The organism is Pseudomonas sp. Irchel s3b6, from assembly GCF_900187415.1.
Taxonomy (GTDB): Bacteria; Pseudomonadota; Gammaproteobacteria; order Pseudomonadales; family Pseudomonadaceae; genus Aquipseudomonas.
On sequence record NZ_FYDM01000005.1, the window covers coordinates 291,903 to 315,674 of the forward strand.

The following is a 23,772-nucleotide window of genomic DNA, read 5'->3' on the forward strand; positions in this document are numbered from 1 at the left end:
AGTCCCCTGAACGGGCTTATAACCCCCTCGGCAAACCGCCACCTCGAGCGGTCGCACCGAGCCCTCATGCACAAGGAGATACCCATGAAGCACACTGCAATTGCTGGAATGTTCATCACCGCGGCACTGTTGGCGTCGCCGGTGTTTGCGGCGGATAAAGACCTTTGTGAAAGTAATATCAAACTCATTCAGCAGGCACTGGACGCTGATCCCGCTGCCCCAGAGAACGCCAAGGACAACGTAAAAGGCTCTTTGGAGAACGCAAAAGCAGCCCAGGCCGCCGGTGACCACAAGGAATGCATCGGAATCACTCAAGGTGTGCTGACAAAAATCCAGACCCGCAGCCCCGACAAGGGCTGACGTACGGCCAGGCCAACCTTCGGGTTGGCCTTATCGCCTGCGTTGGCGTACACTACACAGGCTTGCTGCTCACATTGATTCACAGAGCAGTGAGTTCGGGGCCGCTTTGGATTCGACGCCGGTTGCGAAACTTTAGGTGCATGCCGAGTTGGTAACAGAACTCGTAAATCCACTGTTGCAACTTCCTATAGTTGCCAATGACGAAACCTACGGGGAATACGCTCTCGCTGCGTAAGCAGCCTTAGCCCTTCCCTCCTGGTACCTTCGGGTCCAGCAATCATCAGGGGATGTCTGTAAACCCAAAGTGATTGTCATATAGAACAGAATCGCCGTGCAGTACGTTGTGGACGAAGCGGCTAAAACTTACACAACTCGCCCAAAGCACCCTGCCCGTCGGGTCGCTGAGGGTTAACTTAATAGACACGGCTACGCATGTAGTACCGACAGCGGAGTACTGGCGGACGGGGGTTCAATTCCCCCCGGCTCCACCACTTCATCATCTAAAGACGTCCACGGACGTCTTTTTTTGTGCCTGAAATCCAGTGAATACGGGGGTTTCAGGGCTATTGGGGGCTTTCGAGGTTTTTAGAGTTCCAGGCGATTTGGTATTCCCAATGGTATTCCCGGCTACCCAGGGCTAATCTTGGGAATACCAAAAAGTGTCATGGAGTACTTCTCATGTGCGCTCAAACCACCCGCCTCTCCGACCGCCAGCTCAAGGCGATCAAACCGAGAGACAAGGATTACGTCCTCACCGATGGCGACGGGCTTCAGCTCCGTGTCAGAGTCAATCGCTCGATGCAGTGGAATTTCAACTACCGGCATCCCGTCACCAAGAATCGAATCAACATGGCACTCGGCTCTTATCCCGAGGTTTCTCTTGCGCAAGCCAGAAAGAAAACCGTTGAGGCTAGAGAGCTGCTTGCACAGGGCATCGACCCCAAAGCTCAGCGTAATGAACTGCAGGAAGCCAAACGAGCGGAAACGGAACATACGTTCGAGAACGTAGCCACCGCGTGGTTCGAATTGAAGAAGGATTCCGTCACCCCGGCGTATGCCGAAGACATCTGGCGCTCACTCACGCTGCATGTATTTCCGAGCATGAAATCAACGCCGCTATCAGAAGTGAATGCCCCGATGGTCATCAAGCTCCTTCGGCCGATTGAGGCCAAAGGTAGCCTCGAGACCGTGAAGCGGGTAAGCCAGCGCCTTAACGAGATCATGACCTACGGGGTCAATTCCGGAATGATCTTTGCCAACCCTCTCAGCGGCATTCGAGCGGTCTTCAAGAAACCCAAAAAAGAGAACATGGCCGCGCTACCAGCTGATGAGCTTCCCGAGCTCATGATGGAAATCGCGAACGCCAGCATCAAGCGGACGACCCGCTGCCTGATCGAATGGCAGCTGCACACCATGACCCGCCCCTCCGAAGCGGCGACCACCCGATGGGCAGATATCGACTTCGACAAACGCCTCTGGACCATCCCTCCGGAGCGAATGAAAAAGCGTCGTCCGCACACAATCCCGCTGACCGAACATGCACTCTCGTTATTGGAGACGCTTAAGCCCCATAGCGCCCACAGGGAATATGTGTTCCCGTCAGATAGAAACCCGCGCACCCACGCGAATAGCCAAACAGCCAACATGGCGTTGAAACGAATGGGTTTTCAGGACCGCTTGGTCAGCCACGGAATGCGCTCCATGGCCAGCACAATCCTGAACGAACATGGATGGGATCCGGAGCTGATCGAAGTCGCGCTGGCGCATGTCGATAAAGACGAAGTTCGAAGCGCCTACAACCGGGCGGATTACATCGAACGCCGGCGTCCGATGATGGCCTGGTGGAGTGAACATATCCAGAAGGCAGCCACCGGCAGCCTGTCGGCATCCGCCATCAATCAAACCAGGGACCGTAACGTCGTGCCGATACGCTGAGCCGGCGACAATCCGTGTCGTGCAGCAGGGCGACTGAAGTGGCGACTGTCGCTAAATCTGCCGCATGCCTGCGCTTCTTCGGCCAAGCCCCTGAGTATGGGAAGGCTCCGCATTCCCATACTCAGGGGCTCACGCTTAAAAGCGTCTATCAGACAACCACGAGTTGCGCCTTTCTGCGGCGGATCAGCCCTGCTGTTAACTCATAGTAATAGACGGTCGCTGGTGCTGAGCAACGCAGATAGTGCTCTAAAAACCATCTGGTGTGCTTTTCCTTCCAGGACCAGGGGGTCGCACAACTCCAGCGCTCACGAATCGCCTTGTGCATCCTTTCTGCCTGCCTGATATGCCGCTGCCGCGTGGCATGCGCACCTTTGAGCACGGGACTCAGAAACAACGCCATATCGAACTCGGACTTCATCAACGACCTCCGATGTAGGCACTCACCACGTCGATGCGGTTATGCCCCAACTCGTGGCTGATCTGCTGGCGTGCACGCTGATCGAGTGCTCGATCGTCTCGATGACCACGACCGCCATTGATGGGCGCGGAGAAGCCGGTCAGTTGCTCATAGCGCTCACAGGCGTAAGCCGCCCGCAGTTCATGAAAGCCTTTCAATCCATGCTCATGCAGGATGTCCCGTGCCGGTCGCACGATTGTCTGTAAGAAATCTTTGTAGCTTTCATCAGGTGTTAACAGATTCCGACTGCCCTTGGGTGAAGCCTCGCTGGCCCTGTCGAGGGCGCCACGAACTTGATCCGTGACCGCAATCCAACGCGGTGCAGATGCGCCTGATCGACCGCCTTTGGTGCCGTCCTGGATATTGATCTTGCCCAGTTGCCGAGCCTCACGTTGCAGCCGGGGCAAGTCCGCCAAGATCGCTTCACGCAGGCGCATGCCGGTCTCCCGAGCAAGGAGCACAATGGCACTCACCCTCGATTGCTGGCCTCGCTCTGACAACGCCTGTGTGATCAACTCGACCTGGACACGGTCTTGGCCTTGCGGGGCCTCACTACGCACACCTGAGCGCTGCAAGCCAAGCGCCTTGCTCGGACTGGGGATTTTGACGTACTGATCACCGCGCAGCGCGGCCATCGTTCGGTTCACGCTGGACAGGCGGTTCTGTGCGGTGGCGATGCCGACGTTGCCCTGATCAACCTGCTCGCGCAAATGGAAGGCGTACCGCATAAGGATCTCGCGGTCGATCTGTCGCGCGTCATTGAGCCTTGGCCCTTCCTCGGATCGACACCAACGCACGAATGCCTGCCAGCGATCGCTATGGGCTTTGACGGTAGCAAAATGGCCGTCGCCAAACAGATCTCTCAGTGCTTGCGGTCCGGCATAGCTGAGCTGGCGACCGAAGCCAAAATTACGTCCCGCTCGCTTACCGACCCGAGCCATTTTTCTGTTCCTGATCGACTGCAGCGAGATCATGCAAAAGGGCTTGCCAGTACGCACTCACGATGGCGAGCTGGGCCCAATCCGTCGGACGAAAACACAGCCTGTTATCGGAGACGTAGAGATGCGCGCCCTCCTCTTTCAACCATTGGATGATGGCTGTCGGCGAGGTGATAGCTTTATGGGTGGTGGCGACACCGGCGACACCGGCGACAACCCTTGTCCTGCCTGGCTTTGAGCGTGGCGACAAAGTGGCGACAGTCGCGGCGACAAACCGCGCTTTCGGCTCCTTTTGGCGCTGAGCCAGGTGGTTGCGCAGCGCTTCATCAAGATTGAACATGGCGCACCTCGAAGGTACAACCGTCGGTGCTCAGCCACTGATGATCAATCAACTCGACCAACAGCTTGGCGGCATGACGACTGCTCTTACGGGCAAATCGGGGACCATTGCGATTCAGCTCCCGAATACTGAAGCGCTTCCAATCTTTGACCTGCAGCCAGCGCAGCAGCCGGTCTGCCTCCTCTTTTACCCGGCACACCGGTTCCTGTTCGGTCAGGCGCTGGATCTCGGAGAGGTAATAGCCGACTAAGGCCGAGGCCCGTTGGATATGATCGACCTCCACGACGCTGCTCTCCTCCACGACTGCCAGATTGCCGGCGACGCGCAGCAGGTTGTCGGCGGCCTTCGATCCGCTAGGCCGTACGCTGGCCAACTCGCCAAACTCACCCAACTGGGCCTCGATGGCATCATGCAGATCAATCCAGCGACGACGAGCCAGTGGACTGAGGCTCAGCGGTGACAGCCGCAAGGCACCGTCAGCGGAAAGCGACCAAGGCTGATGAAACAGGGCCGAAAGACGGTGGTGATATCGCTTTAGGGCGGGGTCTTTGGACAAGTCGACAGCCTGGTAACTGCGTTGTCCGGCCAGGCTGGTGGGCCAGGTCATGAGGCAGCGACCGAGAATGCCTTGCCCCAGCAGCAACGGGTCACTGAGTAACTGCATGGCTAGATACGGTTGCAGCATCAGGTGCAGGCTTAAGCGTCGATCGTAAGCTCGCAAGCTTTCACCCACCATGGACCGCGCGCGATCTATCGGACTGCCGTCCCAGAGTGACGACAAGGTCGTAACCGCTTTCAAACGGTTATCTCGACTCATGGTGCTGCTACCGAGGAATTGTCCCCCCTCGTCACAGAACAGGCCCATGCTCGGCAAGTCATGGCAGAGTCCCTTGATCAGGGCCTCGATAGTCGGATCCGTGGTGATCAGCCTAGGTGCAGAGGGCTCCGCTTCAAGCGGTACGCCGTTTGTGGGGTCGGGATAGCCAGGGTTGATACGCTGCGCCTGCCGCTGCGCGACACGGTACCGGGCGAGTTGTTCACGGTAGCGCTGCCACTGCTCACGCTCCCATTGCCGTGCTGGCAGCAATGCAAAACGATCTGCCGCGGTCTTGCGATCACCTGACGCGGCCACTGTAATCAGGAACAGCGACAGGGGGTAATTTCGTCCATCGAGTTGCAAGCCCGCATGACCTTGAGTGGCTAGCGCCGAGGCAGCCAAGACCGATTGTGCGGCCAGTGCCTGGGGCACGCCGATGACCTCGGCCATGCGCTCAACCGCAGGCCCAAGAATTCCACCCAGTGCCTGGACCGGATAAGGCTCGGCCACGGGGTTTGACTCAATCAGCGGTCGAGGCGGTCGTGGTAGTTCAAGCTTCGGATCTAACTGCTGCATGGGCCCTCTCCTCGGTAATTGCTGGTTGTCCTCACGTAGTCCCGCCACGGCTGTTGAGTGTTATCAGGGATCAAGGCCCCTGCGGCCTGTGAGGTGTTCACTGACGCGGAACACACGGCTCCTTACGACCGGGAGCGAGGGCATGAACCCATGAATCTGGCCTCCTTAGTCGCATCCGAAGATGCGGGCGGGTGGAGGCTGTGCCGACACTGACGAGTTCGGCACCTGGAGATCCTGAGCAGGAGAAGGCAACGACATGGACACCTGGGGCATGCCTGACTGTCAGTCAGGTGCAGCCCTTCCAAAGGCTGCGGCACCGGTGCCTGTATCGATGCGGATGGCGACGAATCAGATTTGTCAGGCCGATTGTCACGAGGAGAGTTGCGGCAATGCCTTGTACGGCGTGGTTTGCAGCAGTGGTACGAGCGCCCGTCTCTTTCCAGCAGAAAGAGACGGGCGCAGTCTGGCGCAACGAAGTGTGCCGAAAGGTGAGGTTGCTGCAGCGCAGCGAGGAAGGTTCATCGTCTGCCGCAGAGGGCAGATCAGTCGAGTGGGCATCCATCACTCTTGGGGAGTGACCGTGCGAGCCGCCGGACGCTAATCGCACTTCGGGAGAACCACCACGCAAGTGGCGTAGCCTTAAAGGTTCTGGCTACCTGGGCTGGTGCTGTCAACAACAGCGGTCCGTGCACCAATTTTTATACCCACTCGAAAAGACGGTCAAGCGTCACGGCCAAAGCGTGCAAAAAGTGGCGACTGTCGCCACTTTTGTCGCCACGCTCCAGGCCCCGTGCTGCATGGGTTGTCGCCGCTGTCGCCGGAGTCGCCACATCTCTAGACATAGTTCTACGACAAGCTCGGTTCTAATGCTGAAACTGCGTTGCACTTGACAGAGATTGAGGGCAATTACTGATGGGTAAAAGAGGAGTGACGCTAATCAAATTTGAAATGGAAGGATGGAACGAAGTGCCTTCGACAAAAAGCGAGTGAACCCTCCGATCGGCGCGATCAAAGATCGCTTGATCAGAGGGTTTGGCGGGAAAAGCAAAGTCTCAAGCATCGAAACTTGTTGATCGGGATACAGCAGCTTCACGAAGGTTGAGCAGCGTCTGCTGCAAACGCAGCAGAAAACCGGCCTCAAACGCTTCCTGAAAGTCCCCTGGACGATGACGTTTTCGGTTCTGCGCAGTGCGATTCATTCAACAATGAACTGATTCATCCCTGAGGGGACTGATTTAGGCAGAGCTTCATCAGTTGACAAAATAGGATCTGATTGCAGTGCCTCTAGAAACGCGACGACTGCCCCCACGTCGTTTGGCGCCATCGGGTAGATCTCGGCAAGGATGGGGGAGCGGTACCTCAGCAGCCGCCCCGCGAGTTCCGCTTCGCGAGGTCGGCCTTTCTGCGCGGCAAACATTAATGGAATGGGGTTGAAGTGATGACTAATGACTTCTTCCAAGGATGTGAATACACCGTTGTGCCCCCATGGCCCAGTGCGCGTAACATTACGTAGCGGTGGAGTGCGAAATTGAAAGCGATCTATGGCCAACCCCGTCGCTTTTGCCCTTCCATAATCTAAATAACCTCCGTGTTTGCCAACGTCGAGTTGCGGCACGGCAAGTCCGTGATATTTAAAATCCGAGAACTCCTCACCTGTATGACAAACCGCACAGCGCCCTTTCCCGAAGAAAATCATCGCTCCTTTTTTTTGCTGCTGGGATAAAGCGGAGATTTCTCCTCTTACATAGCTATCCCAAGCTGCTGGCTTAAGCTGAAACGCCAAGGAAATGTAAGCTGCCAAGGCATTGCCAATATGAGTAATATCAAACTCGCTTGTAGCCGGATAAGCTGATTGGAAGAGTTTTCTATATTCTGATTGCATAGGGGTCGAGGCGGCCGAAGTGCCTAACAAACGTTTAACCAAATTACTATAAACATTCAATGTCCGCTCTTGAAAGTTGTCAGGGTCGACTGTCATATCGACTAGATCCGCATGGTAGGTGGCTTGGTTCTCACCTCCGCGGCGTACAGATCGGCCCAGCATCTCATCAGGTTCAACTTGGGGAAAGCTTGCTGCGACGGCAAGTAGATTTTCGAATCCCTTTGGCAGTTTATTACCCATAGGCGATTCAAAATTCCCATTTTCACCCAACTGTACTCGTCCATCCCAAAATAGAGCGGTAAAATCGCTTTCTCCACGATTAAAAAACGGGAGCACATTTCTGGGTATGACAAAAGCTTCTGGAGATTGAAGCCTTTGCTCTCCCACTCCGCTTGAGCCGATACCCACAGCCATAGGCAACCCGTCAACACTGCCTTTGCTACGGACGTGACAAGTCGCGCAAGTCGTGTTGTTTGGCCCCCCCATGACGGGATCAAAAAACAGCATCTGCCCTAACTTTTCCTTCGGCCCCATGAACAACGGCCTGGTAGTCATGGGCTCAACACGATAGGCAGTGAGCACTTTCCTCAGAAGTTGATCTTCATGGTTAAGTTGCGACGCCTGCAGATGGCTAATCCAGGAGAGGAAAATAAAATACGTAAGAATCGACTTCCTCATATTAAAATCTATCCATGCGATGAGCATCGACCATCTGCTGTACCGTGATTTGTTCTACTTCAAGTACCTCCAGGCCTAACATCGCCAGTTGGTCTTCTGATAGACCCTGAATTAATAGCTGTTTACGAAGTATGTCGTAGTCGTGACAGACCATCATCCCAACGTCTGCACTTAACCTGAGACGTTCGGACTGTGGATCATTTCCGATCAATCCCCGTAGCGCAGCTTCCTCATGCATTGCCAGGTCGCACTCTAAAGCGAGTCGCTTGTACTCATCACCGTGACTATATTCGGCAATAAGCGGTCGAACATAATCATGGAAGACAATGAAGCCCAGTCCGATCACGGATATCACGGGAGCCCAAAATCGAATATATCTATAGACCTTATGATTCATTTGGGAACAATCACGCCTAAGGCGTTCAGTGTTTGCGTACCCATCATGCCATCTGCAGGCAAGCTGTTATGAGACTGGAATAATTTCAGTGCCAAACGAGTTTGCTCGCCCATCACGCCGTCTATGGTGCCAGGTTCATAACCTTTGATAATCAAACCCATCTGTACGCGCCGAATTAGCTCCATGAGTTTTTTATTATTAGGATCGAAATCTGAGCTGATGGGGCTGACTGTCGAAGGCCTTCCTGCGTCTACAGGATTGCGGCTACCGGTGGAACCACCAAGACTGTTCGAACCGCTCGTTCCAAAGTTGCTCGAGTAAGGTGTTTTTGGTGCTGAATAGGCAGGACTAGGGGGGGAATAAGTCTTACTTGGAGCCGTGTAAGTCCGGCTTGGAGCAGAGTAGGAACCGCTTCCTGAACTGTGAGATGAATGCGAGGAATGTGACGAGTGGGATCGATGGGCTGCGTATAGGTTATCGCCGGGCATGTTAAGCGGACGCAAGCTGACCGGATCGAGTCTGCTGCCGAAAGGGTTCTTCAGCCCCTGCTCCAGGGCTTGCACATCCGTGTTCACCAAAGAAGTTCCGGCAATGAATGCTGACAGCGACGTGATGAATTTAGACATTGATAATCCCTTCAATTTTTTGGATTTTCATCGAATGTTTACCTGGGTGATGCCATGAGAAAAGGCCTGCACACTCTGTTTTCACTCTGCACGTAGCACAGTCCTCAGCAAACGTACGTTTCCAATCGGAGATGCTTTTGTGTGCATACGGCCACAGAGTTTGTGGCAGAGCGCAGAGTGGGGCATTCATCAAAATGGCAGGTACCTTCGCTCGCTTCAGTGTCCTGAAGCCGTGACTGAGCTCCGTGCTCCAGTCTCGAAGGTCAATGTCGGTCAGTTCAGGGTTTGCCAAAGCAAAGCCAATGGGTTCACATGCCATTAATGCGACCTCACGGACGAAAGGCAAATTACGACCAATGAATTCGCAAAGCGCTGCAAGGTTTTCCAAAACAGGGCGAATCAGCACGATTCTCAACTGAACGGCTTGCCCAAATCGACGAAGATTCAATAGACCAGCCAGTGTCTCCTCAAATGCCCCCGGACTCTGCACGACAAAGTCATGTAGAAAGTCAGCATGCCCATAGAGCGGCACCATCCATGTCACGCGCTCACTCAACCCCTTTAACATGTGCTCAGCATAGATCGGATCAGCTAACAGCCTGCCGTTGCTCAACACGTCGTACCGAGTGCTAGGATGTTGATGAGCAAAGGTATCAAGCACTAGACGCAGATGCTCACCCAGCAACAAAGGCTCTCCTCCGGAAAATCCCAATGTATGCGGAGAGCTAGCTATATGATTGGCGACTTCTACCGCCTCGTTCACCAACCAGCTATCGTCATGTTTTGTCGGGGGCTGCGAGCACATTAGGCAATAGCTATTGCACCGATTGGTGAGGAAAACAGTGTGGTGCTGGTCTGTATACCGAAATAGGACATGCGCGTGATTCATGTGGTCGGCGACGGCTACTACGTCTTCGTCCATCAGAATGCCGCCGGTTTCAACCACAGTCTCTGCCTGCCATTGGCCTGCGGCATGGAGATTAGGTGTCAGTAAAATTAGGTTGGTTAGCCCAGCACTACGCAGTTGCGCAACTTTGGTGATCCCCTCCGCATCTGCGGCCCTCACTAAAAATCTCAATTCGGGTCGCCACTGCGCGCTCAAATTCTCGAGCGAAATGACTCTAGCTACTGTTCGATATCCAACGCCATGCGTTCGTACACGGACCTTACGCATCAGAATATCCAGCGGGGTGAGCCCAGCGATAGGCAATATCGAGAAAATCGTCGTCGGCAGTTCGTAACTTACGAAAAAAGTATTCGAAGAGCCATTTATATCGTTTGCAGTGTTCAGTAAGCAAAGCAACAGTCCTCATGTCACCAAACTCAGCTTGCGCCCCCACTGGATCAGGCCCGCAAAAACTATTGAACGCGCAAATTTCACAGCCCACTGCTTGAGTAGAAATACTTGTTTCTATCAGCTGCCTCATGACAGGAGAAGTCATTAACTGTGCAAGGGACTCACCAATAGAACCTAAACGCAAAGAACAATCTCCCGTTTCGGCGAGCATCCGTGCCTCGTCGCTTGGATAGACATAACCATCGTAGTTGTAGACCAGAACAGCAAGGCCAGACCCTGTCGGGCTTTGCAAATCGACGTAACCCGCATCGAAGGGTGATAAAAGTTTGTTAAAAATTAGTGCGGCGGTACCTTCACGCAACTCAGTACCTCTGGCGTTCCATTCTAAGACACGATGCAAAGCTTTCTGATAGAAGTTTGTGAACTCTGGAAGGGTGTATCCCAAATGCTTGATGTTGCGTTTGGCAAATCCATACAAGCTTAACGGTCGTATGAAAATTTCGGTGAATCCATTTTTTACATACTCATCCACAATGGCCTCAGGGTACGCAAGAGAGGCTTTAGTTGTGGTCATCAATGCTGCAACCGCGTGTGGCCCCATGATACGCCGTGCCAGTTCGATTCCTGCCAAAGTCCGGGCATGCGAATCACGCGATGGTAATGGGCGGTTTTTATTGTGCAACGTCGCCGGGCCGTCAAGGCTCGTTGAGAGGTAGACCTGATTATTTCTAAAGTACTCACACATTCCAGAGGTTAATTGGTGCAACGTTGATGCAACCACGAAACGAATACGGCGCTTGTGTTCCAGATTCATCTTTTGAATAAGATCAATTGCTCGTTGAATAAGATCGAAACGGAGCAGCGGGTCGCCACCTTGAAACTCAATTGTCAGAGCATTGGCCTGACTTTGAAAAATAGTCGCGCAAGCAGCATCAATCTGAATTGGGGTCATTGAATGACCCACATCTTCAAGACGTCTGCTGACTTGGCAGTATTGACAAGAATGTTCGCATTGAAGGGTAGGCACAATTATGTGCAAAGACTGACCTGCCAATACAGTTTCTTTCCGGGCCGCTATTCGTGATCGTAATAGCTCTAGAGTTCCGAAAGAACTTTTTCCGGTCAAAAAATACTTAGATTGTAGTTCCGCGCGCTTTTTGAACTCTAATTTTTCAGGTGCTTGGACTAGAGCCGACAATTCCTGTTGCGTCAAAAAGGCATGGTCACCTGCAGCACTAACGGCTACAACGGACTGATCGTCGAGCCGATGAAAACCGAATGGCAGCAGGCTTCCCACAACGAAGTTAGCGTTCATTCAGAGGCCTCCATAAACATATCCAGCCGCACTAATGTATTTAGTGGAATTTTCCTACGAGTAACTTCGTCATCCAACAGTTGCGTCAAAAGCTCATTGAACGTAGGAATGTTCGATTTTTCTGAACAAAGCGCCTGAAGGCCCGCGTCCACCTGCCGCAACTCGTACCCTCTATGAATCAATTCAGCTTGAAGAGCAAGCGATAAAGGGCGGTTGATATCTACCCAAAGCTTGGCCGGAGATGACTCAGGATAGATGAGATTGATATTCGTCACGGGCAACATTCCATTGATTTGCTTTATACATTGGCTCCATTCCAAAGAGCTAATTGCATGCTGACGTGTTCTGCCGATGAGACCAATTCCAACATTACGTTTTTACTCTGAACTTAAATCTTGACGAAAGATAGCAATATGATGTCGCTCCGTCCAAGTTTTTTTGGCTGACACAAACCCGCGCAGCTAACGGTGGCTTGCCTGTCAAAAAATAGGTGGGCTAGAACCCAAATCTTGCACCTCTGACTGACAGCTTTTGGCCGATTCTGTTGGAAAAGTCGGTCTGCCCAAACTGCCTGATCATTGACTGGTGAAAACGCCTTTTTTGCACGCGGCTACGTGAAGTCCGAATCCGGAAGCCCCTGCCAAAAGTAAAGATTTCAATCTCGGACGCGTACTTTTCTGATGCGCAAACCATGGCCGACTTTTTCAACAGAATCGGCCGGTTTCTGCCTGTCGCCACCTTCCGACTCGGATCGATTGCTACCTGTTGTCCCGACCGCTGTAAGAAGATCACTGCTTATCATGGATGCGAAGCAAGGTTTTCAGATCGAATACAAGCGAGGGTCAATGGAATGCTATTTCGTGAGGTATTCCAATTGGTATTCCAATCAAAATACAAAACTAATATTAACGATAATAATCAATAGGATAAATTACCGTTTCAAATTACCCCGGCCCACCAAACAGTAGTCTAGACCTGTCTCAGACAGTCTACGAAACACCCCAAGAAGCCCGCCCTGTGCGGGCTTTCTTGTTTCTGGCCGCATCTCCTTATCTACGCCTATAAACACTGCCCGTGTATCCCGCCGTGTACCTCTCAAAAAATTGAGTTGTAAACCGACTGTCGGCGTCCATCACCCCCGCAGCTCTCCTGGACTCACCCCCAATCGCTGCCTGAAGGCCGTGGTCATATGCGCCTGGGAGGCGAAGCCGCAGGCTTGGGCGATGTCCGCCAAGCGGTCCATCGAGCCGCGCAACATGAGCCGGGCCCGGAACAGGCGTCTGTCGATCAGGTAACTGTGCGGGCTCTTGCCCGTTGCGGCCTTGAACGCGCGCATGAAGTATCCCTCGGACAATCCCAGCAACCCCGCCATCGCCTGCACACTCAGCGGCCCGTCGAGCCCGGCGTCAACGAACTCATCAAGCAGGCGCAGGCGTTTGGCGGTCATGGAGCCCCGGGGCAGCGTCGGCATCGCTTCGCCTCCCTTCGCCCGCTCAGCCAATGCCAGTGCCCAAGCCTCCCAGTCGTCTTCCACCGAGGCCCGCAACAGCGCTCCGCGCATTCGCTGCGCAAGGATGATCGCCTGCCGATCGATGAGGTTGTTGAATGCACGGTCCCCCATCAAGGGCCTGCCATCGGTTCGGATGACCCGTAGATATTCACCGCCCTCGGGCGACTCGGAAAACACGTCACACCCGGCGGGTACGAACGCCAGGCCGTTGGGAGTGGCATTGAATGGGCGCACCCGATCGCTGCCAATGGCGTGGATGCCTCGCTGGCTGTCGAAGGCAAAGCCAATGGCCGCCTGGGTCGCTACGTATCGGCTTTCGTAGGCGGCGCTGGGCAGCAATTCGATCGCCCACGGCCCTGCTTCGGCTCGGCGGACCGGTTCGTGCAGGAGCGATGAAGGTAAGCAGCTTCGGCGGTTCATGAACACCATACTACTGAAGGGCAACCACAAAGATCAGGTCAGTTTTCTGAAAGCCAGCGGCCCGTGTCGCTGCCTAGACTGGGCAAAACCTCAGGGAGAATGCCCATGCACAACGTGACCCGCGACGACATCGAAGACGCTGCCCGCCAGGTGTATCAAGTAATGCCAGCCACCGCCCAATACGCGTGGCCCTTGCTGACCGAACGGCTGGGCTGCACCGTTTGGGTCAAACACGAAAACCATACACCTACAGGCGCCTTCAAGGTGCGCGGCGGCATTACGTTCATGCACTGGCTCAAGCGCACACACCCAACCACGGTGGGCATCGTTACTGCAACCCGCGGTAATCATGGTCAGAGCCTAGCCCTGGCTGCCCGGGCGCAGGGCCTGAGGGCGTTGATTGTGGTGCCGGTGGGCAATTCCGTAGAAAAGAACAACGCCATGCGCGGCTTTGGCGGCGAGGTCGTCGAGTTTGGCCGGGATTTCGACGAGGCCCGTGAAGAGGCCGCGCGCCTGGCCGAGACACAAGGCCTCTATCTGGTACCGCCCTACCATCGTGAATTGGTCAAGGGTGTCGCCACTTATGCGCTGGAACTGTTCAATGCGGCGCCGAACCTGGACAGTGTCTACGTCCCCATCGGCTGCGGGTCGGGGATTTGCGGGGTAATCGCGGCCCGCGACGCGCTGGGCCTGAAGACCCAGGTGATCGGCGTAGTGTCCACCGAAGCTGAGGCCGCGAAGTTATCGTTCGACGCTGGCGAACTACGGGAAACCGCTTCGGCAAATACCTTTGCCGACGGACTGGCAGTGCGTAAACCGGTCCCCGAAGCCTTTGCATGCTATGCCGCAGGCGCGGCACGGATCGTATCGGTCAGCGAAGAAGAGATTGCCGAGGCCATGCGCGTGTATTACACCGACACCCACAACCTGGTCGAGGGTGCGGGAGCTGCGGCACTTGCAGCGCTGATGCAAGAACGTGAAGCGATGGAGGGGAAAAGGGTCGGGGTCATTTTGTCCGGCGGGAATATCGACCGGCCGGTGTATGCGAGGGTGATAACGTGAACCCCTGTCGCATTTTGACGACCGGTTGCTCCACGCAGTGATCCGGCTTTGCGGCTCAGAAGCTCCGTGTCGTGCGCCTCCCCCTCGCCCTGTCGCGTGCGCGCTGCGATCCGTTGGAAGGGGGGGCTCTCCCGGACATCATCCCGATACAAGCCCCTTATTACCTGCCGCATTTGCTGCTGGCGGTACCCGCATTCGATGCTACATTCGATTCGCTGACGCAACGACTGGTCTGATAAGTCGACCTGACAAACATCAATGGATGACAGTCCAGTCTCCAGCGCTCGATGCTGGCGATCTAACCGCATGGATGCCTTTATGAAAATCAAAGCACTGACCCTCGCCTTTATCCTCACGCTCACGACTGGCTGCGCCAACTACAACGCGCGCAGTACCGGCGAAGGCCAGGACACCAGCACCGTCGGCAGGATTGCCTGTGACGCCGAACCCGCCAACCAGCCGGGCTGTTATGTGAAGCAATCGAAAGAGTGGAATTGGGGCGGCCTGCAGTTTGGCCTGGGCGCCAAGAAGTAAGGCGTTTCCAGTCCCGATACAGCTTTACCGCTGTTCACCCCCCAAGCCCCCAAAAAAAGAGCCCCATGCTCGCGATGAACGTTAACAATGACGCGCATTTTTGCATCAACGCATCGCTCTTGGGTTCATCGCAAGCACGCTCACGCCTACATCGGTGCCAGTGACTCAACACTTCTTCGCCTGATCCTGCGCCTGTGCCCACACGCGCTCTTCCTGCTCGCGCAGTTCGGGGGTGAACTCGGCGCCGAAATCCTCGGCTTCGAACACCTGGCGAATCTCGATTTCGGCCTCGGTGCCGGGCATCGGATTGGGGCAGCGCTTGACCCACTCGATGGCTTCCTCTTTCGATTTCACCTGCCACAACCAGTAGCCAGCGATCAGTTCCTTGGTTTCGGCGAACGGGCCATCGGTGACCAGGCGCTGGGCACCCGAGAAGCGCACTCGGGCCCCTTTGCTGCTGGGGTGCAGGCCCTCACCGGCGAGCAGGATGCCGGCCTTGACCAGTTCTTCGTTGTAATTACCCATCGCAGTCAACAGCTCCTGGCTCGGCATCTTGCCGGCTTCGGAATCCTGGCTGGCCTTCACAATGATCATGAATCGCATGGTGGTTTCTCCATTGGGTTGAGGGACTTACCTCTTGGTCGAATGACGGGGTTTGAAATCGACAGTCGCCATGAGAAAACTGACGTATCAGTGCCGGCTTTTTCCTGACACCGGTCCTTTCACTTGAGTCATGCCCCCTCAAGACACCACACCCTCATCTTGAATGACCTAATGTGTTGGCACCTGCTGGACCTGGTCCGGCCCCTGGAACTGCCTGACGGCTGGATCGGGGCAGTTGCATGCGCTCGGAAGCCGACTTTGCGGTCGATCACTTGCCCCAGGCCCCTATATGCCAGCAGTTCATCAATTGTTCAGAATTGCCCTCATATACTTTTTCGCAGCCCACCTCCCCCGCCCGCCCCCTTTCGGTAGCCTGATGCCCATGTCACGCCCCGCGCCGCTCTTGTTCCTGCTCGCAGCACTGCTGTTCTTCTTCGCCCTCGGCAATCACCAATTGCAAGGTTCCACCGAAGCCCGGGTGGCCGGTATCGCCATGCAGATGCACCTGGATAACGACTGGGTAACGCCGCGCCTGCTGGGGCAACCCTTTCTGGAAAAGCCGCCCCTGAGCCTGTGGCTGGACGCCGGGGCGATTCGTGCGTTTGGGGGCACGCCCTGGGCGGTTCGGTTGGCATCGGCCTTTGCCGGGCTGTTCAGCGTGATGCTGCTGTACGCCATGCTGCGCCGGTGGGGACGGCCGACGAACCTTGCCCTGGTCGCGGGGATCATGCTGGCAACCATGGCCAGCTACTGGGGTAACGTACGCGGGGTCGGTGAAGATGCCCTGCTGAGTCTCGGTGTCACCCTGGCGTTGCTGGCGTTCTACCAGGCGCATAAGCAACAGACGGGACAGCAACCCGCCACGGGTAGCTGGCTGCTGTTTGCCCTCGGCATTGCCATTGCCACGTTGAGCAAGGGCGTGCTCGGCCTGGCAATGCCGGGCGTGGTGATCTTCGCCTACCTGCTGACCGAGAGCCTGATCGACAAGCGCTTCACGCTGACAAGCTGGACACGACCGGCGCTGGTGACCGTGCTCGGTTTGATCCCCTTGCTGATCTGGCTTGTCCTGCTGTATCAGCGCGGCGGCTCACAGGCCTTGGCCGAAGTGTTGCTGACCAACAGCCTCGGTCGCTTCAATGGCTCGTTCGTCGAGGCCGGGCACTATGAGCCGTTCCATTACTACCTGGCCAAACTGCCGGAAGCGTTCCTGCCATGGAACATCCTGGTCTACCTGGGGCTGTGGCACTTTCGCAAACACCTGGCGAACAACCGCTACCTGTTGTTCTTTACCCTGTGGTTGCTGGCCCAGTTCGTGATGCTGACCCTGGCCTCCAGCAAACGCACCGTGTACCTGATGTCACTGACACCGGCAGCAGCGGTCATCGCGGCGGAATATGCCGCCGTGCTGTATGAGCGCCTGCGCCAACACACGGAGGCGTCAGGCCTGCTCGGGAAGCTGGCGCGTCATCGCCGTGCATGGGCAATCGGCCTGATCAGCCTGATCGTCATGGCGTATCTGTCTGCCGCCCAATGGGCCGCCCCGCGTGCCGACCGCACACTGTCGTTCCTGCCGTTGATCGAGCAGATCCAGGCGATGCAAGCCATGGGGCAGGACGTGGCGCTGTACCAGGCCAACGAACGGACAGCCGGGGCGAGCGTGTTCTACACCCAGGGCTTGCTCAAGAATTTGCAGACCGAGGAGCAACTGTCCACCTTCCTCGCGGCGTCCCCCACTCATGTGGCACTGATCGCCAGCGAGCGTGAGCCCGGCCCGCCCTTGAGGGTGCTGAAGACCATGAGGGTGAGCCGGCAGGTGTACTACTTCGTGGCGCAGTAAAATGAAAAAAATGCCGCCGAACTCAGCCCGACACCTGCACCTCGGTACCACCGACCCGGGCTGTCACCTTCTGCCGCACCGGCACATCCAGCCGCACGCGACCGTAAAATGCCAATGCCGTCAGCAAACAAGTGAGCCAGACAACGATCCCCGCCCAGAAGGTGTGGGACATGTAGTGCCAGCCCTGCAATACCCGCGTGGTGCCAAAGATAAAGCCCAGCAACAGCGCCCCCCACAAGATGGCCTGGGAATAGCGCCACTGGTAACGACGCGCCACGAAATACAGCGCGAGCAGGGTGAAACCACCGGAGGCATGCCCCCCCGGCCAGCAACGGCCGTCGCCCGCCTCCTTGAACAGCTGGAAGTTGTTGAACCACTCCATGTGGGCGATTTTTCCACCGTAGAGCGTGGTTTCAATCGGGCAGTACACGCTGGTGTGCGCCTTGAGGAAGTGAATCACGCCTGTGCATAGGGCGAATGCCAGCACCACGAACCAGAAATCCCGACGATGGTCAGTGGTAAACCGCAGCACCGACGCTACCTTGGTCCGCTCCAGAAAGCCGCCCAGGCGCGGGTGTTTCTGTGTGTTGAAGCGCGGCCAGACAAACGACAGCAACGCCCCGATCAAGGCGACTTCGGCAGTCCAGTCCGGAATCACGCGCGTCCACTTGTGGGTGATTTTTTCAAAGAGTCGAATGTGGTCGATCGGGAACGTCTGGGTCAGCGGATCAAAGAACAGATTGCTGAAGGCAATGTCGATGTGGGTCATGTCGAACATCACAAATACCGCCGCGGCGCAGAGCAGCGGGATACCAAGGCTCACCCAATAGAATCGGTGACGCACAAAAGTCTGCATCGTTCGTCTCGTCTGCACGTTTATCGATTACTGCGAGAACATCGAGCGCCAGTCAGTGGCGTCGAGGAACCCCAGGAGGTGCGCCTTGGCGTTGCCCTTGGCGGTGGATAAAAACAGCGCCGTCCCATAACCGAAGCTTGCGCCCGGCACGTTCAGCTCTTTTTCCAGCTCCGCCATGCACTCACTGTGGGTGACCAGCACCAGGTTACGTCCCGCCACCTTGTGGGCCAGTGCATCCCGTAGCAGGGTGCCCTTGCAGTTGAACAGCCAGTCCTGGCCGCTCGTGACCGAGTTGAACATGTAGCTGGACGTCTGTACCGCACGGGTCACGGGGCTGTTGTAGAGGTCCGTGCGGGACAGCCCCAAGCGCTCGAATTGTGCCCCCAACCCCACCGCCACACCCCGCCCACGGTCGGTGATGCCATCCGGGGCGTTCAGGCAAGTGGCCCTGGAATGATCACAACGTTCAACATGCCGCACCAACACAATCATCTCGCCAGCCGCCCAGTCAGCCTTCAGCCGTGTCAGGTCCGAGGTATTGCCCTGCGCCAGGTCCGTAACCGGTGCCGGCCGCAGCAGGTAAACCGCCGACAGCAGCACACACAGCCCCAGCAACAGCGCGATGACGGTGTTTTTGTAGCGCCTGATCTCCCTCAGCCCATCCGGGAGACTGGCACCCACCGACTCGATTCTTGACCTCACGACCCAACCGCCCCTGTGGCATTGCCTGCCAGATGAATGCATGTGTCGGCCTGATGCCGACGATGGCAGGACAATAGCGATGGGCAAGTCGGAGGCAGGTGAAATGAATGTAAAAAAAACCTGAGCACTGAGATTTTTCATCAGTGCCCGCTGACTGTTGGCAATCTGCTCATCTGCAATTTCTCGTAACGAAAACAGGTTCAGCTATCTCGCTGACTGCCGATACAGGACTTCTATACCCCTTGCTGGCTCCCAAAAAAAATAATCTTCCAGCCAACTGACGATCAAGAAGCGCAACGTTCCTGGAGGAATTTTCGATGAATAGCTGGTTTGCCAATATCAGCGTCAACCTGAAGCTGGGCCTGGGTTTCGGCCTGGTGCTGGCCCTTACCTGCATCCTTGCCCTGACCGGCTGGACCAGCCTGGGCGGGCTGATCGACCGCAGCAACTGGATGAGCGACATCACCCAGCTCAACGCGAGCCTGACCAAACTGCGCATTACCCGTTTGCAATACATGCTGGCCAACGGCGACGAGACCGTGGCGCAGACCGTGCAAACCTCCCTCGATGGCTTCAAGGCCCAGCAGCAGTCCCTGCTGTCGAGCTTCAAGAGCCCGGAAAACCTCAAGCTGCTCAGGGAACAAAGCGCCGTCATCGACGCCTACCAGCAATCCCTGAACAAGATGCGCAACGCCTACCGCACCGCCAACGCGGCGCGTCAGGCCATGGCTGAGAACGCCGAAAGCGCCAACACCCTGATCAACGACATCAATACCCGCGTGCGGCAGATGCCACTGAGCGATGAGCGCTTCGAACAGTTCCAGGTCATCACCGAGGCCAAGGAGCAGTTCTTGCTCGCCCGTTACGAAGTACGGGGCTACACCGCCGACAGCAACCCGGCCACCGAGCAAAAGGCCGCGGTACAACTGGACGCGGCCATTGCCAGCCTCAAGGCACTGAACAGCCACTTCGCCGACACTCAGCCAGACGCCTTGCGCCAGCTCGAACGCGTACTGACCAACTACCGCAGTGCGTTACAGGCCTATAAGGCTGCCAACAGTGAGGCCGTCCAGGCCCGTCAGGAAATGACCGTCCAGGGCAGCGACATCGTCAGCCGCAGCGACGCGCTGTATCAGATCCAGCTGGATCGCCGCGACACCGAAAGCGCCCGCGCACGTACCCTGCAATTGATCAGCACCCTGCTGGCGTTGCTGGTGGGTGTGCTGGCGGCCGTGGTCATCACCCGGCAGATCACCCGTCCGCTACGCGAAACCCTGGCGGTGGTCGAGCGCATCGCCAGCGGCGACCTGACCCAGGACGTGCGCGTGACTCGTCGCGACGAACTCGGTGTGCTGCAACAAGGCATCGCCCGCATGGGGGTGACCCTGCGCGACCTGATCAGCGGCATTCGCGATGGCGTGACCCAGATCGCCAGCGCCGCTGAAGAACTGTCCGCCGTCACCGAAGAAACCAGCGCCGGGGTCAACAGCCAGAAAGTGGAAACCGATCAGGTGGCCACCGCGATGCACGAAATGACCGCCACCGTGCAGGAAGTCGCGCGCAACGCCGAGCAAGCCTCGCAAGCGGCCGCCGCGGCAGACAGTGAAGCCCGTGACGGCGACAAGGTGGTCAACGAAGCGATCACCCAGATCGAACGCCTGGCCAGCGAGGTGGTGCGTTCCACCGAAGCCATGACCGTGCTGCAACAGGAAAGCGACAAGATCGGCAGCGTCATGGACGTGATCAAGGCGGTGGCCGAGCAGACCAACCTGCTGGCGCTCAACGCCGCCATTGAAGCGGCGCGCGCCGGTGAAGCCGGTCGTGGCTTTGCCGTGGTGGCTGACGAAGTCCGTGGCCTGGCCCAGCGCACGCAGAAGTCCACAGAGGAGATCGAAGGCCTGGTTGCCGCGCTGCAGAACGGGACCCAGCAAGTGGCGACCGTGATGAACAACAGCCGCAGTCTGACCGACAGCAGCGTCGCGCTGACCCGCAAGGCCGGCGCGTCACTGGAGAACATCACCCGCACGGTGTCGAACATTCAGTCGATGAACCAGCAGATCGCCGCCGCAGCCGAGCAGCAAAGTGCGGTGGCCGAAGAGATCAGCCGCAGCATCATCAACGTGCGCGACGTCTCCGAACAGACCGCCGCCGCCAGCGATGAAACCGCGGCGTCCAGCGTTGAACTGGCGCGCCTGGGCAATCAGTTGCAGATGATGGTCAGTCACTTCCGCGTCTGATCCAGGCACAACGAGTCCTCAGGCGAGCCGACCCCGTTCTCTGTGTTGATTCCCGAGTGGATCGTTAACGGTCATGCCCTGGTTCCTCCAGGGCATGACCGACATCTGTGGATCGCACAGATGATCAGTCAGCCGCTCAAATCTCCCACGGATTGATCACTTCAACCCCGGGAAACTCAAAGTCGCGAACATTGCGAGTCGCAATCAGAGCACCGTGGGTTCGGCAAATGGCGGCTATCTGTGCATCCGCCATTGACGCGGCCCGACCGTTTGCTTCGCGGCCCGCCACCAGCGTCGCGTACTCGACGGCTGCATGGGCATCAAAAGCCAATATTCTTCCGGCAAAGTCTTCTTCGAACATTGCCATCGCATGAGCTTCAAGTTTCTGTTTGCGCTTACCGAATGGGAGCCGGGCAATGCCATGGAGAATTTCTGCCACGGTAATAGCGCTGATTGCCAGATCCATCGCCGGTTGCGCGTCGACCCAGGCCAACACCTGTACATCAGGCTCGGCCCGCATGAACTCTGAAAGAACGTTGGTATCGAGCACAATCATTCGGAGAAATCCACGGCTGTCGCTTTCTCCTGGCGCGAGGGCAAATCGAGCTCAACCCCGCCACTGGCGCTGAACCTGCCGCGAATCCTGCTTCCAAGCCCGCCTGCCCGATCAACAGCGGCCAGCGCTCTTCCCAGAATCAGGCGAGCCTCCTCCTCCATCGAATGCCCATTGTGGGCGGCGGCAATCCGCAATTGTTCCTTGATCTGGTCGTCAAGGTTTCGAATCGTGATGCTGGCCATGATGCCTCCTGCAATCAATGAAATCATTGATTGAAGCTAACACGACTTGCTCCTCGAGAACATGCGGCGCCGCCGAACGGCGGCGAGTCCGACATACCTGTAGGAGCGAGCGTGCTCGCGATGAACTCAAGTGTTACGCGTTCTTTCTGAAAACACGCGTTATCGTTGACGTCCATCGCTGGCAAGCCAGCGCCTACAGGTATTGAGTCAGGCCCGGCGTTTACCGCGTCCCGCGCTGACGCAAGGCCGACGGCATGAAATACGCGTCCTCCGGCACCGGCTGGGCGAAGTCCACGGTTTGGCTCTCTTCGTTATCCAGGTTCTGCACGTAGTAACGCCGTGCCTGCAGATCGTGGAACACGTCCATCGCGCTCCAGGTCGTCGGCAGGTCGTAGAAGTTCTTCAGGTAGCCCATCGACACCCGCCACAGCTCCCCTCGCCCGTCATACTGGTCCACCACTGCGGCGCCCCAGCTGTCTTCGTCGAGAAACAGCACGCGCTTGGAGTAAATGTGTCGCGAACCCGGCTTGAGCGTGCCTTCCACCACCCAGACTCGGTGCAATTCATAACGGGTGTACTGCGGGTTGAGGTGCCCCGGCTTGAGCAAGTCCGCGTACTTCACCTCGGGGCTGCCGACCTTGTAGTTGTTGTAGGGAATGTAGACCTCTTTCTTGCCAATCAGCTTCCAGTCGTAACGGTCCGGCGAGCCGTTGAACAGGTCGGTATCGTCCGCTGTGCGCAGGCCGTCCGAGGACGCGATCGGGGTGTCATACGCCAGGTTCGGCGCACGGCGCACGCGGCGCTGGCCGGCGTCGTAGACCCAGGCCTGACGCGGGTCCTTGAGCTGGTCCAGGGTCTCGTGCACCAACGCCGCGCCGCCCGCCAGACGGGCCGGGCTCTTCACGAAGGCCAGGTAGTAGAACAGGATGTTCTTCAGGTCCGTGTACTGCCCGCCCGGGCGGTAGTAGGTGAACATCCCCTCCTGCTGCGAGGTCACCAGGGCGAAGCTGCCGTTACGTTGTACCGGCGCTTCGGACGCGCGGCGTACCACGTAGATCCCGCGATAACGGGTGATGTGGTTCCACAGCGCCTCGACACCGTCCTTGGGCACGGGGAACGGCACACCACCATAGGCATCGGCAAAGCCGTTGCCGCCGTCGAGCAGCTTGGCGCTGGTGGCGTTCTTGAAGGTGTTGTCATACAGCCACTGCGGCGCGGAACCCGAGCGACGGCTGGTGTACACCGGCATCTGGAAGGTGTCGGGGTAACTGTTGAACAGCGCGATCTGGCCCGCGCTGAGGTGGGCCTTGTACTGCTCGAGATTCGCCTTGGTGATGGTGAACAACGGCTTGTCGCCCGGGAACGGGTCCAGGTGATGCTGGCCCGGGGTATAGCCCTTGGGCGCCTGGGTGATGCCGCCGTCCCAGGCCGGAATAGTGCCGGCCGCATTACCGGCACGCTCGGCGCCCAGCGGCGTCAGCTTGGACTTGAGTTGTTGGGCGTCCTGGGGGGACAGGGCAGCCAGCGCGCTGCCAGCCGCCAGGCTCAGGACCAGGGCCAACGTGGTCTTGATCAGTCGCGGTGTGTGAAGCATG

General features: G+C 57.0%; 23 protein-coding genes and 1 other RNA gene. 7 read left to right on the forward strand and 17 right to left on the reverse strand.

The annotated features are described in order from the left end of the window. The first annotated feature begins 84 nt into the window (after positions 1 to 84). The 3 genes from CKW07_RS11940 (at position 85) to CKW07_RS11950 (ending at position 2,295) form a co-directional block, all read left to right on the forward strand. Complete coding sequence (locus CKW07_RS11940; protein WP_095145080.1) at positions 85 to 360, forward strand: hypothetical protein; 276 nt, start codon at positions 85 to 87, stop codon at positions 358 to 360. A 97-nt stretch (positions 361 to 457) separates the two neighbouring features. Continuing rightward, positions 458 to 851, forward strand: a transfer-messenger RNA (tmRNA) gene (ssrA, locus tag CKW07_RS11945). Between the two features lie 187 nt (positions 852 to 1,038). Further along, positions 1,039 to 2,295, forward strand: a complete 1,257-nt coding sequence (locus CKW07_RS11950) for an integrase domain-containing protein (RefSeq protein WP_073452177.1) — start codon at positions 1,039 to 1,041, stop codon at positions 2,293 to 2,295. Positions 2,296 to 2,443: 148 nt separating this feature from the next. Here CKW07_RS11950 and CKW07_RS11955 read toward each other — a convergent pair whose 3' ends face one another. The 11 genes from CKW07_RS11955 to CKW07_RS12010 all read right to left on the reverse strand — a co-directional run bounded on the left by CKW07_RS11955 (position 2,444) and on the right by CKW07_RS12010 (position 13,557). Continuing rightward, a complete protein-coding gene (locus tag CKW07_RS11955; RefSeq protein ID WP_073452175.1) occupies positions 2,444 to 2,713 on the reverse strand; it encodes a hypothetical protein in 270 nt (89 codons plus the stop codon). Further along, positions 2,713 to 3,693 carry an integrase domain-containing protein gene (locus tag CKW07_RS11960; protein WP_095145081.1) on the reverse strand — a complete coding sequence of 327 codons (981 nt, stop codon included), beginning with the start codon at positions 3,691 to 3,693 and terminating at the stop codon, positions 2,713 to 2,715. Before CKW07_RS11960 ends, CKW07_RS11955 begins: the two co-directional genes overlap by 1 nt. Further along, on the reverse strand, positions 3,677 to 4,030 hold the full coding sequence (locus tag CKW07_RS11965; RefSeq protein WP_095145082.1) for a hypothetical protein: 354 nt from the start codon (positions 4,028 to 4,030) through the stop codon (positions 3,677 to 3,679). The genes CKW07_RS11960 and CKW07_RS11965 overlap by 17 nt, the downstream gene beginning before the upstream one ends. Next, positions 4,017 to 5,423 (reverse strand): YfjI family protein, encoded by a 1,407-nt coding sequence (locus CKW07_RS11970; RefSeq protein WP_073452169.1) that lies wholly within the window; start codon positions 5,421 to 5,423, stop codon positions 4,017 to 4,019. Before CKW07_RS11970 ends, CKW07_RS11965 begins: the two co-directional genes overlap by 14 nt. A gap of 1,195 nt (positions 5,424 to 6,618) precedes the next feature. Then, positions 6,619 to 8,010 (reverse strand): His-Xaa-Ser system-associated MauG-like protein, encoded by a 1,392-nt coding sequence (locus CKW07_RS11975; protein ID WP_242461483.1) that lies wholly within the window; start codon positions 8,008 to 8,010, stop codon positions 6,619 to 6,621. Beyond that, positions 7,985 to 8,380 carry a TIGR03982 family His-Xaa-Ser system protein gene (locus tag CKW07_RS11980; protein ID WP_095145084.1) on the reverse strand — a complete coding sequence of 132 codons (396 nt, stop codon included), beginning with the start codon at positions 8,378 to 8,380 and terminating at the stop codon, positions 7,985 to 7,987. The genes CKW07_RS11975 and CKW07_RS11980 overlap by 26 nt, the downstream gene beginning before the upstream one ends. Next, positions 8,377 to 9,006 carry a His-Xaa-Ser repeat protein HxsA gene (gene hxsA / locus CKW07_RS11985; protein ID WP_095145085.1) on the reverse strand — a complete coding sequence of 210 codons (630 nt, stop codon included), beginning with the start codon at positions 9,004 to 9,006 and terminating at the stop codon, positions 8,377 to 8,379. Before hxsA ends, CKW07_RS11980 begins: the two co-directional genes overlap by 4 nt. After that, entirely contained in the window at positions 8,999 to 10,180 is a 1,182-nt protein-coding gene (gene hxsC, locus CKW07_RS11990; RefSeq protein ID WP_095145086.1) for a His-Xaa-Ser system radical SAM maturase HxsC, read from the reverse strand. Before hxsC ends, hxsA begins: the two co-directional genes overlap by 8 nt. Next, complete coding sequence (hxsB, locus tag CKW07_RS11995; protein WP_095145087.1) at positions 10,173 to 11,618, reverse strand: His-Xaa-Ser system radical SAM maturase HxsB; 1,446 nt, start codon at positions 11,616 to 11,618, stop codon at positions 10,173 to 10,175. The genes hxsC and hxsB overlap by 8 nt, the downstream gene beginning before the upstream one ends. Further along, positions 11,615 to 11,893 (reverse strand): hypothetical protein, encoded by a 279-nt coding sequence (locus CKW07_RS12000; protein WP_141234448.1) that lies wholly within the window; start codon positions 11,891 to 11,893, stop codon positions 11,615 to 11,617. Before CKW07_RS12000 ends, hxsB begins: the two co-directional genes overlap by 4 nt. Positions 11,894 to 12,750: 857 nt before the next feature. Further along, entirely contained in the window at positions 12,751 to 13,557 is an 807-nt protein-coding gene (locus tag CKW07_RS12010) for an AraC family transcriptional regulator (RefSeq protein ID WP_095145089.1), read from the reverse strand. Between the two features lie 96 nt (positions 13,558 to 13,653). Here CKW07_RS12010 and CKW07_RS12015 point away from each other — a divergent pair, with 96 nt between their 5' ends. Next, positions 13,654 to 14,610 carry a threonine dehydratase gene (locus CKW07_RS12015; RefSeq protein WP_095145090.1) on the forward strand — a complete coding sequence of 319 codons (957 nt, stop codon included), beginning with the start codon at positions 13,654 to 13,656 and terminating at the stop codon, positions 14,608 to 14,610. A 318-nt stretch (positions 14,611 to 14,928) separates the two neighbouring features. Then, entirely contained in the window at positions 14,929 to 15,144 is a 216-nt protein-coding gene (locus tag CKW07_RS12020; RefSeq protein WP_095145091.1) for a hypothetical protein, read from the forward strand. A gap of 165 nt (positions 15,145 to 15,309) precedes the next feature. Here the strand turns inward: CKW07_RS12020 and CKW07_RS12025 are convergent, their stop codons facing one another. Next, complete coding sequence (locus CKW07_RS12025) at positions 15,310 to 15,747, reverse strand: YciI family protein (protein ID WP_095145092.1); 438 nt, start codon at positions 15,745 to 15,747, stop codon at positions 15,310 to 15,312. A gap of 382 nt (positions 15,748 to 16,129) precedes the next feature. Here CKW07_RS12025 and CKW07_RS12030 point away from each other — a divergent pair, with 382 nt between their 5' ends. Continuing rightward, positions 16,130 to 17,584, forward strand: a complete 1,455-nt coding sequence (locus tag CKW07_RS12030) for a glycosyltransferase family 39 protein (protein WP_095145093.1) — start codon at positions 16,130 to 16,132, stop codon at positions 17,582 to 17,584. 22 nt (positions 17,585 to 17,606) lie between these two features. Here the strand turns inward: CKW07_RS12030 and CKW07_RS12035 are convergent, their stop codons facing one another. Beyond that, entirely contained in the window at positions 17,607 to 18,440 is an 834-nt protein-coding gene (locus CKW07_RS12035; RefSeq protein ID WP_176465308.1) for a phosphatase PAP2 family protein, read from the reverse strand. Positions 18,441 to 18,467: 27 nt separating this feature from the next. Continuing rightward, complete coding sequence (locus CKW07_RS12040; RefSeq protein WP_095145094.1) at positions 18,468 to 19,142, reverse strand: histidine phosphatase family protein; 675 nt, start codon at positions 19,140 to 19,142, stop codon at positions 18,468 to 18,470. A 317-nt stretch (positions 19,143 to 19,459) separates the two neighbouring features. Between CKW07_RS12040 and CKW07_RS12045 the strand changes: the two genes are divergently transcribed. Continuing rightward, a complete protein-coding gene (locus CKW07_RS12045) occupies positions 19,460 to 21,379 on the forward strand; it encodes a methyl-accepting chemotaxis protein (protein WP_095145095.1) in 1,920 nt (639 codons plus the stop codon). A gap of 136 nt (positions 21,380 to 21,515) precedes the next feature. Here CKW07_RS12045 and CKW07_RS12050 read toward each other — a convergent pair whose 3' ends face one another. The 3 genes from CKW07_RS12050 to CKW07_RS12060 form a co-directional block, all read right to left on the reverse strand. Continuing rightward, positions 21,516 to 21,935: a type II toxin-antitoxin system VapC family toxin gene (locus CKW07_RS12050; protein ID WP_095145096.1), complete on the reverse strand. Its 420-nt coding sequence runs from the start codon at positions 21,933 to 21,935 to the stop codon at positions 21,516 to 21,518. Then, a complete protein-coding gene (locus CKW07_RS12055; protein ID WP_095145097.1) occupies positions 21,932 to 22,177 on the reverse strand; it encodes a plasmid stabilization protein in 246 nt (81 codons plus the stop codon). Before CKW07_RS12055 ends, CKW07_RS12050 begins: the two co-directional genes overlap by 4 nt. Positions 22,178 to 22,397: 220 nt before the next feature. Next, positions 22,398 to 23,771, reverse strand: coding sequence for a DUF1329 domain-containing protein (locus CKW07_RS12060; protein WP_095145098.1), 1,374 nt, complete (start codon positions 23,769 to 23,771; stop codon positions 22,398 to 22,400). Position 23,772 lies beyond the last annotated feature (1 nt).